The sequence below is a fragment of the Oharaeibacter diazotrophicus genome (assembly GCF_004362745.1).
GTDB classification, from domain to species: Bacteria; Pseudomonadota; Alphaproteobacteria; order Rhizobiales; family Pleomorphomonadaceae; genus Oharaeibacter; species Oharaeibacter diazotrophicus.
Map to the genome: position 1 here is coordinate 308,489 of NZ_SNXY01000008.1, position 11,684 is coordinate 320,172.

8 protein-coding genes are annotated in these 11,684 nt (G+C 76.5%); 6 read left to right on the forward strand and 2 right to left on the reverse strand.

Annotation, left to right across the window (positions count from 1 at the left end; all coding sequences use genetic code 11):
- The first annotated feature begins 150 nt into the window (after positions 1 to 150).
- Entirely contained in the window at positions 151 to 2,385 is a 2,235-nt protein-coding gene (locus EDD54_RS13805) for a heavy metal translocating P-type ATPase (protein ID WP_126540110.1), read from the forward strand.
- Here the strand turns inward: EDD54_RS13805 and EDD54_RS13810 are convergent.
- Positions 2,375 to 2,866 (reverse strand): TspO/MBR family protein, encoded by a 492-nt coding sequence (locus EDD54_RS13810; protein ID WP_245515770.1) that lies wholly within the window; start codon positions 2,864 to 2,866, stop codon positions 2,375 to 2,377. The two genes, EDD54_RS13805 and EDD54_RS13810, sit on opposite strands and share 11 nt — an antisense overlap.
- Positions 2,867 to 3,042: 176 nt before the next feature.
- Between EDD54_RS13810 and EDD54_RS13815 the strand changes: the two genes are divergently transcribed.
- Complete coding sequence (locus tag EDD54_RS13815; RefSeq protein ID WP_208112197.1) at positions 3,043 to 4,044, forward strand: NAD(P)/FAD-dependent oxidoreductase; 1,002 nt, start codon at positions 3,043 to 3,045, stop codon at positions 4,042 to 4,044.
- A 44-nt stretch (positions 4,045 to 4,088) separates the two neighbouring features.
- Positions 4,089 to 4,859 carry an alpha/beta fold hydrolase gene (locus EDD54_RS13820; protein WP_126540116.1) on the forward strand — a complete coding sequence of 257 codons (771 nt, stop codon included), beginning with the start codon at positions 4,089 to 4,091 and terminating at the stop codon, positions 4,857 to 4,859.
- A gap of 110 nt (positions 4,860 to 4,969) precedes the next feature.
- On the opposite strand, the gene EDD54_RS13825 is transcribed toward EDD54_RS13820, so the two are convergent.
- Positions 4,970 to 9,010, reverse strand: coding sequence for an AsmA family protein (locus EDD54_RS13825; protein WP_126540118.1), 4,041 nt, complete (start codon positions 9,008 to 9,010; stop codon positions 4,970 to 4,972).
- 132 nt (positions 9,011 to 9,142) lie between these two features.
- Here EDD54_RS13825 and EDD54_RS23230 point away from each other — a divergent pair, with 132 nt between their 5' ends.
- The 3 genes from EDD54_RS23230 to EDD54_RS13840 are packed head-to-tail and all read left to right on the forward strand — an operon-like array spanning position 9,143 to position 11,675.
- A complete protein-coding gene (locus tag EDD54_RS23230; protein ID WP_208112198.1) occupies positions 9,143 to 9,628 on the forward strand; it encodes a PepSY domain-containing protein in 486 nt (161 codons plus the stop codon).
- Complete coding sequence (locus EDD54_RS13835) at positions 9,628 to 10,284, forward strand: response regulator transcription factor (RefSeq protein ID WP_126540120.1); 657 nt, start codon at positions 9,628 to 9,630, stop codon at positions 10,282 to 10,284. The genes EDD54_RS23230 and EDD54_RS13835 overlap by 1 nt, the downstream gene beginning before the upstream one ends.
- Positions 10,284 to 11,675 carry a sensor histidine kinase gene (locus EDD54_RS13840; protein ID WP_133674007.1) on the forward strand — a complete coding sequence of 464 codons (1,392 nt, stop codon included), beginning with the start codon at positions 10,284 to 10,286 and terminating at the stop codon, positions 11,673 to 11,675. Before EDD54_RS13835 ends, EDD54_RS13840 begins: the two co-directional genes overlap by 1 nt.
- The last annotated feature ends 9 nt before the right edge of the window (positions 11,676 to 11,684 follow it).

Below are 11,684 nucleotides of genomic sequence, written 5' to 3' on the forward strand. Positions count from 1 at the left end.
CCCGTTCCGGGTGATCCGGGGCTTTACCCGCCAACGAAGCGCGAACACTCGGAGAACCCGCGGGACGCCGCTTGACCTTCCCGCTGCTGGAAGCCCCACATGGGGAGCGTCGGCGCGGCGAGGGTTCCGCGCGCCCCGGAGGTGAAGGCCATGTCCGCGTCCCCGACCGAAGCCGCCGCACCGATCCGCGTTTTCGACATCGACGGCATGACCTGCGCCGCCTGCGCCGGCCGCATCGAGCGGGTGCTCGCGAAGACGCCGGGGGTGCGGGAGGCGCGCGTCAACCTCGCGCTGGAGCGCGCCGACGTGGTGCTCGACCCCGGCGTCGCCGACGACGTCGTGGTCGCCGCCGTCGACCGCGCCGGCTACGGCGCCGAGCCGCGGCGGGCCGACCCGGCCGAACGGCGGCGCCAGCGCGAGCGCGAGGAGGCCGCCCGCCGCGCCGCCTTCCGGCGCACGCTGTCCCTGTTCGCCGTCTCGGCCGTGCTCACCCTGCCCTTCCTGGTCTCGATGGTGGCGATGGCGGTCGGTGCCGGTCATCTCATGGGGCCGTGGACCGAATTCGCGCTGGCGAGCGTGGTGCAGGTCGTCGCCGGCGCGCGCTTCTACCGCGGCGCCGCCAAGGCGCTCCGCGGCGGTTCGGCCAACATGGACGTGCTGGTGGCCGTCGGCACCACCGCCGCCTACCTGTTCTCGGCCTGGATGGTGGCGACCCGCGGCCACCACGCCGCCGGCCACCTCTATTTCGAAGCTTCCGCCACCGTGCTGACGCTGGTGCTGGCCGGCAAGCTGATGGAGGAGCGCGCCAAGGCCGGCACCACCGCCGCCGTGCGCGCCCTGATGGCGCTCCGCCCGGAGAGCGCGACCCGCCTCGGCGCCGACGGCGGCCTCGCCACCGTGGCGGTCGAGGACCTCGCCCCCGGCGACCGCATCCTGGTCCGGCCCGGCGAGCGCGTCGCGGTCGACGGCGTCGTCGCCGAGGGCGAGGGCCACGTCGACGAGAGCCTCGTCACCGGCGAGAGCGTGCCGGTGCGAAAGGGTGCGGGCGACGCGGTGGTCGGCGGCACCGTCAACGGCGAGGGCGCGCTGACGGTGCTCGTGCGCGCGGTCGGCGAGGACACCACGCTCGCCCGCATCACCCGGCTGGTCGAGAACGCCCAGTCCGGCAAGGCGCCGGTGCAGCGGCTGGTCGACCGGGTCTCCGCGGTGTTCGTGCCGGTGGTGATGGCGCTGGCGGCGGCGACCTTCGCCGGCTGGCTCCTCGCCGGCGGCGGCTTCGAGGCGGCCCTCGTGGCTGCGGTGTCGGTGCTGGTGATCGCATGCCCCTGCGCGCTCGGCCTCGCCACCCCGACGGCGCTGGTGGCCGGCACCGGCGCGGCGGCGCGCGCCGGCATCCTGATCCGCGACATCGAGACGCTCGAGCGCGCGGCGCGCGCCGACGTCGTGCTGTTCGACAAGACCGGCACGCTGACCGCCGGCCGGCCCGAGGTGGTCGACGTGGTGCCGACGGCGGGTGTCGATCCCCTCGATCTCCTCGCCGCCGCCGCCGCGGTGCAGCGCTTCAGCGAGCACCCGCTCGCCCGCGCCGTGACGGCTGCCGCCGAGGCGAGCGGAATCGTGCCGCCGCCGGCGTCGGGCTTCCGCGCCGTCGCCGGCCGTGGTGCGCTGGCGATCGTCGCGGGCGCCCGCATCGCCATCGGCAACGCCGCCCACATGGCCGACCTCGGTGTCGACACCGGCACGGTCGCGGCCGACCTCGCCGCCCTCGAGGCCCGGGCCCGCACCGCCGTGGTGGTTGCGCGCGAGCGGACGGCGCTCGGCGTGCTCGGCCTCGCCGATCCCGTGCGACCCGAGGCACGGGCGGCGGTGGCGGCGCTCGCCGCCCGCGGCATCGCCGCGCGGATGCTGACCGGCGACAACGCCGCGGTCGCCGCGGCGGTCGCGGGCGAACTCGGGCTCGACGGCTGGAAGGGTCCCGTGCGCCCGGCCGACAAGGCGGCCGAGGTCGAGGCACTGCAGGCGGCCGGACGGCGCGTGGTCATGGTCGGCGACGGCGTCAACGACGCCCCGGCGCTCGCCGCCGCCGACGTCGGCATCGCCATGGGCACCGGCACCGACGTCGCCATGGAGACCGCCGGGGTGACGCTGATGCGCCCCGACCCGCGCCTCGTCGAAGCCGCGCTCGACGTCGCCAGGGCGACGACCGCCAAGATCCGCCAGAACCTGTTCTGGGCCTTCGCCTACAACGTGGTCGGCATCCCGCTCGCCGTCGCCGGCCTCCTGACCCCGGCGATCGCCGGGGCGGCGATGGCCGCGAGTTCGGTCTGCGTCGTCACCAACGCCGGATTGCTGACGCGCTGGAAACCGTCGGGTCTCAATCGTTGAGCAGGAGCACGCCGACGTTCAGCGCGACGGCGTAGGACACCCAGGCGAGATAGGGCGCGAGCGCGAGGCTCCAGCGCCCCACCACCGGCCGCGCGGCGGCGATCGTCCAGGCGATCGCGAGCCAGAGCGGCAGGATCACCGCGAGCCCCGCCGCCGGTGAATGCAGCCCGAAGAAGGCGACCGACCACGCGGCGTTGAGGACGAGCTGGACCAGGAAGGCGGTCAAGGCGCGTCGGCGCGCCGGGCCGGCCGGGGCCTCGAACAGGCGCCACAGCACCAGCGCCATCAGCAGGTAGAGCAAGGTCCACACCGGCCCGAACACCGCGTTCGGCGGCGTGAAGGCGGGCTTGTCGAGGCCGGCGTACCAGGTCGGGATCGCCGGCAGGGTGGCGGCGCTGCCGATCGCGGCGGCGGAAAAGCAGAGTGCGACGGCGCCGAGGAGCCTGAACGCCGAGGCGACGGCGGTGGACGAACGGGTCAAGCGGGCGGCTCCTCGGCTGATCGGACGACACGAAGGTGGGCCGGTCGCCCGCCGCGGCAAGGCCCGGGGCATCCCGTCGTCATGCGCCGTCGTCGTCCGCCCCTCTGGTCCGGCGCGCCGGAAGGCCTATGATCCACCCGCCCGAGCCGGCTCGCCCGGCGTCACGGAGAGATGAGATGACCGATCCCGACCTGCCGCCCCTCGACGGCGTCGCCGTCGCCGTGGTCGGCGCCGGCCTCGCCGGTCTCGCCGCCGCCCGTCGTCTCGCCAAGGCCGGCGCGGTGGTGTCCGTGTTCGAGCGCGCCGACCGGCCCGGCGGCCGGCTGGCGACGCGGCGGACGGGCGTCGGCGCCGCCGACCACGGCGCCCAGTATCTCACCGCCCGCGAGCCCGGCTTCAAGGCCTGGGCCGCGCGGGCGCGCGCCGAGGGCGTGCTCGCCGCCTGGCATCCGCGCGGCAAGGACGGCGAGGATGACTGGCTGGTCGGCGTGCCCGGCATGAACGACCTGCCCGCCGCGCTGATCGACGGCTTCGCGGTGACGACGGGGCGGACGGTCGCCGCGATCCGCGACGACGAGGCCGCCGGACTGCACCTGGTGTTCGAGCAGGGCGGCGACGCCGGCCCGTTCGCCCACGTGGTGGTGGCGACCCACGCGCCGCCGGCGCTCGAACTCACCGCCCCGTTCGGTGCGCCGTTCGACCGCATCGCCGAGGTCCGGATGGCGCCGTGCTGGACGCTGCTCGCCGGCTTCGACCGCCCGGTCGATCCCGGCTTCGACGTGGTCCGCAACGTCGAGGCGCTGGCGTGGACCGCCCGCTCCGCGTCGAAGCCCGGCCGTTCGGGCGAAGTCTGGGTGGCGCAGGCCGATCCGGTCTGGTCCGCCGCGCGGATCGAGGCGAGCGAGGAGGAGGTGGTGGCGGCGCTGCTGCCGATGCTCGCGGCCGCGCTCGGCGACATGCCCGAACCGGTGGAGACCGAGGCGCACCGCTGGCGCTTCGCGCTGGTCGAGAAGGCGGTCGGCGAGACCTTCCTGCTCTCGCCCGACGGCCGGATCGGCGCCTGCGGCGACTGGGCGATCGCGCCCCGCGCCGAATCCGCCTGGGCCTCCGGCGACGGCCTCGCCGAGGCGCTGATCGCCCGCGCCCGCGAGGCGGCGGCGCGCGGCGACGCGCCGTGATCCGGCCCCTCGCGGCGGCCGGCGGATCCTGGTAGGAGGCGGCGATGTCGACGCCCCTGCCCCACACCGTCCGCGGCGAGGCCGACGGGCGGCCGCCCGTCGTGCTGCTGCACGGCTTCGCCGGCGACGCGCTCGGCTGGACCAGCGTCCAGCTGGCGCTCGAGCGCCGCCGCCGCTCGATCGCCTTCGACCTGCCCGGCCACGGCCGGGCCCTCGCCTGGCCGGAGATCGGGCACGCCGGTCTCGCGGCCAAGGCGGTGACCGCCAGCCTCGACGCCCTCGACCTGCCGGCCGTGCACCTCGTCGGCCACTCGATGGGCGGCGCCGTCGCCGCGCTGATCGCGCTGCGCGACCCCGGGCGGATCGCCAGCCTCACCCTGGTCGCCCCCGGCGGCTTCGGCCGCGACATCAACCACCGCCTGCTCCGCCGCTTCGCCGCCGCGCGCGCGGAGAGCGAGATCGCGCCGCTGCTCGAACAGTTCTTCGGCTATTCCGCCCGTCTGCCGCGGCGGATGGCGGCGCAGATCGCGCTCGGCCGCGACGAACCCGGCCGGATCGAGGCGTTGACAACCGTTGCCGAGGCGATCCTCGACGGCGAGGGCCAGCGCACCGTCGACCGCGACGGCATCGGCGCGCTGACGGCGCCGGTGCGGGTGATCTGGGGCGAGGACGACCGGGTGCTGCCGGTGCGCCAGTCCGAGGGCCTCGCCGGCGCGATCGCGGTGCACCGCTTCGCCGGCGTCGGCCACATGCCGCATCTCGAGGTGCCCTCGGCGGTCGCCCGCGTCGTCGCCGAGCAGATCGCCACGGCCTGACGTCCACCCCGGACGGCTCCCCGCGACGGGGTCCCGCGAGGTGCCTATCCTCCGGCGGGCGCCCGCCGCCGCCGGCCCCACGGTCGACGCGCGGATTCCACGGCGCGCCGCTACTGCCCGGCGGCACCGTCGATCAGCTGCTGCAGCGGGTCGACCGCGTCGCCGCAGCGCCGGGCCGGATCGCCGGCGCAGTCGTCGGCGGGAGCCGGCGCGGGCGCGGCTGAGCCTGCGGCCGGCGCCGCTTCGGCGGGGACGGCCGGTTCGGAGGCAGGGTCGGCCGCGGCGGGCACGGCCGGCTTCGGCTTGCGGGGTTTCTGCGGCTTCTCCGCCGGCGGCTGGTCGTCGCCGGGCGCGGCCGCCCCGTCGTTCGGCGCCGGTTCGGCGGCATCGGGCGCAGGCTTCCCCGGCTTCTGCGGCTTGGCCGGCTTCTGCGGCTTTTCCGGACGCGGCTGATCGTTCCCGGGCGCCGATCCGCCGTCGTTCGGTGTCGGAGCGCCGTCGTCGGGTGTTTCGGGAGCAGGCTTGACCGGCTTCTGCGGCTTCTCCGGGCGCGGCTCTTCGCCCGCCGGGAGCGGCGCGACGTCGTTCGGCTGCGGCGCCCCGTCGTCGGGCGCGGGCTTCCCCGGCTTCTGCGGCTTGCCGGGCTTCTGCGGCTTCTCCGGGCGCGGCTGTTCGCCCCCGGGGAGTGGAACGACGTCGTTCGGCTGCGGCGCTCCGTCGTCGGGCACGGGCTTCCCCGGTTTCTGCGGCTTGGCCGGCTTCTGCGGCTTTTCCGGGCGCGGCTGATCGTTGCCGGGAAGCGGCACGTCGTCGTTCGGCGCGGGATTGCCGACGTCGCCGCCCGGGACGGCGTCGTCGACCGGCGGGCGCGGGCCGGGGCGGGGACGCGGGACCGGAATGCCGCCGACCACCGCGGGGCCGGAATCGCCGGCCACGGCGTCGCCGCCGGGAACGGAGCCCGGATCGCCGGGACCGGGATCGACCACGCCGGGCTCGATCGGCCTCGGTTCGGCCACGCCCGGATCGATCGGGCCGGGATCGGCCGCACCCGGATCGTTCGGCCGGAGGGGCGCAGGGTCGCCGGTCGGGATCGGCGGCGCGGCGCCGCCGAGGGCGCCGAGCAGGTCGTCGAGACCGACGTCGCCGGCCGCGCCGGTGCCGCCGGGCAGGAGCGCGCCGAGATCGGGCGCGACCACCCCCGAACCGCCCGCACCGCCGGCGAGCGCGCCGCCGAGGCCGGGCGCCAACCGGTCGAACACCGCGCCGAGATCGCCCGCTCCGCCTGCGCCGACCCCGGCGCCCGCGAGCGCCGCGAAGGCGCCGCCCATGCGCGACAGCTTGGCATAGGCCGCCGCGGGATCGGACAGGATGTCGGCGACGTCGGGATAGATGCGCGGGGACGCCCAGGGCCCCTCGATCACCACCGGGACCTCGAAGGAGAGCGCGTCGCCGCCACCGGGTGCCGTCAGCTTCGGCGTCACGGTCAGCGCCAGCGCCTTGCCGCCGATGTCGATGCGGCCGGCGCCGCGCGCGGTCAGCGCCGGCGCGTCGAGGGCGAGGTCGGCGGTGGTGGCGACGCCGCGCGCGACGTCGAAGCTGGCGGCGAGGGTGGTGAAGGGGGTGCTCGCGTCGGGCGAGGCGCCGAGGCCGTTCACGATCGCGCTCGCCGCCGAGGCGAGCAGTGCGCGCACGTCGATGCCGAGCAGCGCGCCGCCCTCGACCCGCACCGACGCGGTGCCGGCGAGATCGCGCATCAGCGCCCGCACCGAGCCGCCGGTGCCGCGGATCGAAAGATCGGCCGAGGCGCGGCCGCCGATCCGGCCGGTGCCGAGGGTGGCGGCGAGCACGGGCGCAAGGTCGACCCGCTCCAGACGCACCGCGACGTCGACCGCGGCGGCAGCGTCCGTGGCGTCGACGCCGACGCGACCGGTCAAGGTGCCGCGGTGCAGCGCCACCGACGGCAGGTCGACCGCGAGCTTGCCGCCGGCGACGGTGATCCGCGCCTCGGCGGGGCCGCTGGTCAGCGCGCCGTAGCGCAGGGCGTCGGCAGAGAGGGAGACGTCGGCGTCGAAGGCGCGCAGACCCTCGAGGCCGAGCGGGGCGTCGCTCCAGTCCGCCGCGGTCGCCGCGGTGGGAGCGCCGGGGCCGGCGGCGCCCGCGGCGCCCGCGATCATGCCGCCGATGTCGATGAGCGGTCCGCGCAGCCGGGCACCCACCCGCGGACGAGCGCCGAAGTCGAGCGAGACGTCGCCGGAAAAGCCGCCGTCGCCGAGCTTCACCTGGAGGCCGTCGACCGCGACCGAGCGCGCCGAGGCGTCGATCGCGGCGGTGACGGCGAGAGCACCGGCGGGCAGGCCCTCGGCGGGCCGACCGAGCACGGCGGCGAGGGCGCCGAGCGAGGGGGCGCGGAGCTCGATCCGGCCCGAGGCGGCGCCCTCGGCGGGCAGCACGTCGCCGTCGAAGCCGAGCCCGACCTTGCCGCCAGTGACGCGGACCGCGAGCGGAAAGGCGTGGCCGTCGAGCACACGGCGGGCGTCGACGGTGGCGTCGAAACCGAAGGGCCGGCCGGCTAAACCGAGCGTGCCCTCGGCACGCACCGGCTTGCCGAGCGAGGCGATGGTGGCCTTGACCGCGATCGCCTCGGCGCGGTCGGCGGCGGGGTCGCCGAACAGGCCGGCGAGGCCGGTGCCGGCGAAGCTGCCCCCGGCGAGCGTCACCGTGCCGGAGGCGTCGAGACTCTCGGCGAGGGCGGAGGCGGTGCGGCCGGCGGCGGCGAAGGCGAGGTCGGCGCCGAGTTTGCCGGCGAGCGGGGAACCGGCACCGGCGAGACGGGCGAGGGCGCCGACGTCGAAGCCCTTGGCGGCGACGCTGCCGTCGAGGCGCAGGCGTTCACCGTCCGGCCGCGCCTTAACCCGCAGCGCGAGGCTGCCGCCGGCGAGGCGGACGCCGTCGAGCACCGCGGTCGCGGCGCCGCCCTCGGCGACGACGACGAGGTGGAGGCCGTCGAGCGTACCGGCGTCGCCGAGCGCCGCGCCGCGGATCGCGCCGACGGTGAGGTCGAGGCCGCCGTCGACCACGCCGAGCACGGCGGGATCGAGGCGGGGATCGCCGCCCGGCGCGGCGCGGCCATCCTCCTCGCGGGCGTCCGCGAAGCGGTCGGCGGCGCGGTCGAGGTCGAGGTCCGGCACGGCGAGGCGCGCGTCGATCCGGGGCCGCGCCCCGGCCGGCAGCGCCACCGAGACGCCGCCGGTGACGGCGATGCCGTCGATCTCCGCCTTCAGCCCGCCGAGGTCGACGCGGTCGGCACCGGCCGCGACGTCGCCGGAGACGTCGAGCGCGCGGAACGGCGGCTTCGGCAGGCCGGCCAGCGCGGCGAAGCCGATCAGGTCGTCGGAGCCGGCGGTCAGACGGCCGCGGGCGGTGGCGGCGCGGGCGTCGACCACGCCGTCGAAGCCGACCACGAGCGCCTCGGCCGAGAGCGCGAGCCGGACGTCGGCGCTGCCGCCGGCGATCAGCGTCGCCGGCGAGGCGAGGGTCGCGTCGAAGGCGAGCGGCACGCCGCGGAGCGCGAGGCCGCCGCGGGCGGTCAGCGGTGCGGCGAGGTCGGCGAGCGCGGTCTCGACCGCGATGCGCTCGACCACCTCGGAGACGCCGGAGCGCTCGTCGGTCCAGCTCACCGAGCCGTCCTCGACGGCGAAGCGCGCGACGGAGAGCGCGAAGCCGCCGCCGGACGCTGCCGGTTCGGCCGACGGCGCCGCGGCCTTCCCGGCCGCCATGGCCGGGACCCAGTTGCGGTGGCCGTCGGCATCGACGGTGAGGACGAGGCGCGGGCTCTGCAGCGTCAGCCCCGTGACCTCGACGCGGCGGTCGATGAGCGGGGCGAGCGCGAGGCCGAAGCGGACGGTGCCGACGCGGGCGAACTCCGGCGCGTCGCCGGCGGCGACGCCAACGTCGACCGCCTCGAGGGCCGGCTCGGGCACCAGCGTGAAGGAGACCGGACCGTCGAGCGCGAGGCGGAAGCCGGTGGCGCCCTCGACCGCCGCCACCACCTGGGCGCGGATCCAGTCGGCCGGCACCACGAAAGGCACCGCCAAGACGGCGACCACGAGGATCGCGAGCAGCGCGAACAGGCCGGCGACGATCCGTACCATGGCCAAGGCTCCCGTCCCGCGTCCCCGATTCGCCCGGAGGATAGCCTTTCCGGCGCCCCGCGGACGAGTGCCGGCGGAAAACGGCGGCCACGGTCAGGATTCCGTCAGTGGCGCCGTGGCAGGATCGCGGCCATGACACGTCCCGCCCTCGTCCTCGTCGCGCTCCTCGTCGCCACGGCGTTCGCCGCCGGGCCGGCCTGCGCCCGCGACGGTGGCGGCGGAAGCGACGGTGGCGACGGCGGCGGCGGCGGCGGTGGCGACGGCGGCGGCGGCGGCCACGGCGGGGGGAACGACGACGGCGGCGGCCGTGGCGGCGACGACCACGACGACGACGGCGACGATCACGGCGGAGGCGGCGGCAACGGCCGCGGCGACGGCATCCGGCTCGGCCACGACGAGGCGCGCGCCGCCGTCGAGCGCGGCGAGATGGTACCGTTGTCGCAGGTGCTGCGGATGATCCGCCGCAGCGGCCGCGGCGAGCCGATCGACGTCGAACTGGTGCGGCGCCGGACGGGACGGGTGATCTACGAGGTGATCGTGCTCGACGAGCAGCGCCACCTCGTGCGTCTCTTCGTGGACGCGGCCGACAACCGCATCCTGGCGGCGGGAGGGTATTGATGCGCATCCTCGTGGTCGAGGACGAGGCGGCGATCGCGCGCGAGGTGGCGGCGGCGCTGCGCGAGGTCGGCTATGTCGTCGACGTCACCGACAACGGCGAGGACGCCTGGTTCCTGGCCGACACCGAGAATCTCGACGCCATGGTGCTCGACCTCGGCCTGCCCCGCCTCGACGGCCTCACCGTGCTGCGCCGGATCCGCGCCGGCGGCTCGACGCTGCCGGTGATCGTGCTCACCGCCCGCGGCAACTGGATGGAGCGGGTCGAGGGCATCGACGCCGGCGCCGACGACTACCTGCCGAAGCCGTTCCAGATGGAGGAGCTGGTCGCCCGGCTCGGCGCCGTGCTGCGCCGCACCGGCGGCCACGCCTCGCCGCTGATCGAGGTTGGGCGGCTGACGCTGGAGACCCGGCGGCGCACCGCCTCGATCGACGGCCGCTCGATCGACCTGTCGGCGCTGGAATTCCGCCTCGTGCGCTACCTCGCCCACCACCGCGGCCGGGTGGTCAGCCAGGTCGAACTGTCCGAACACGTCTACGAGACCGACCGCGAGCCCGATTCCAACGCGCTGGAGGTGCTGATCGGCCGGATTCGGCGCAAGATCGGCCCCGACCTGATCACCACCCGGCGCGGCCAGGGCTACCTGATGGAGGGATGATGCGCCTCGTGCCGTTCGATCCGCGCTCGCTCCGGGTGCGGCTGATGCTCTTGGCGGCGCTGTCGATCGGCCTGACGCTGCTCGTCGCCGGCGTCACGCTGTCGGTGGTGTTCGAGCGGCACATCGAGCGGCGCATCGCCGACGAGCTGTCGTTCCGCTGGACCGAGCTCGCCGGCTCGCTGCGGCTCGACGCCGAGGGCCGGCCCGAGCTCGCCCGCAGCCCGGCGGATCCTCGCTACGGCCGGCCGCTGTCGGGCGCCTATTGGCAGGTCGAGGCAGCCGGCGGCGCCCCGTTGCGCTCGCGCTCGCTGTGGGACCGCCGCCTCGAGACGCCCGCCGACGCCCCGACCGACGCCGCCTTCGAGATCGACGGCTTCGAGCCGGACAGCGAATTCTACGTCGTCTCGCGCCCGGTCGTGCTCGTGGGCGCCGGCGGCGAGGACGTGCCGTTGACGCTCTCGGTGGCGCTCGACCACGACGAGATCCAGGCGGCGCGCGAGTCCTTCGACGCCGACCTCGTCAAGGCGCTGTCGGTGATCGCCGCCGCCCTGCTCGCCGGCGCGCTGCTGCAGGCTCACCTCGGCCTCTCCCCCCTGCGGACCCTGCGCGAGCGGATCGCGGCGATCCGCGCCGGCCGCACCGACCGGCTCGGCGCCGGCTTCCCGTCCGAGATCCAGCCGCTCGCCGACGACCTCGACCGCCTGCTCGACCGCCAGGACGTGCTGATCGGCCGCGCCCGCGACCGCGCCGGCGCCCTCGCCCACGGCTTCAAGACACCGCTCACCATCCTGACGCTGGAATCGCGCCGGCTCGCCGACGCCGGCGACGCCGACGGCGCCCGCGTGCTGCGCGAGCAGGTCGAGATCATGCGCCGCCACGTCGAGCGCGAGCTCGCCCGCGCCCGCATCCGCGGCTCGGCGCTCGGCGGCAGCGCCCTCGGCGCCGGCCGGGCCGCCGAACTCGGCCTCACCGTGCACCGGCTGGTCGACACCGTGCGCCGGCTGCCCTTCTCCGACCGGATCGACTTCTCCGTCGACGTGCCCGCGGAGCTGCGCATCCGCATGGACCGCGACGACCTCGGCGAGGTCGTCGGCAACCTGCTCGACAACGCCCGCAAGTTCGCGGTCTCGGCGATCGCGGTCCGCGCCGTGGTCGACGCCACCGCCGGCCTCGTCCGCGTCGAGGTCGCCGACGACGGCCCCGGCTTCGACCGCCCGGCCGCCCCCGAACGCAACCACGACGGCAGCGGCCTCGGCCTCGCCATCGTCGAGGACGTCCTCGGCGCCTACGGCACCCACCTGACCCGCGACCGGAGCGGCGGGCGGACGGTGGTGGGGTTCACGATCGGCCGGGCCGAGCCGACGTGGGAGGGCAAGGTGGCGGCGGAGTAGGGGTAGGTG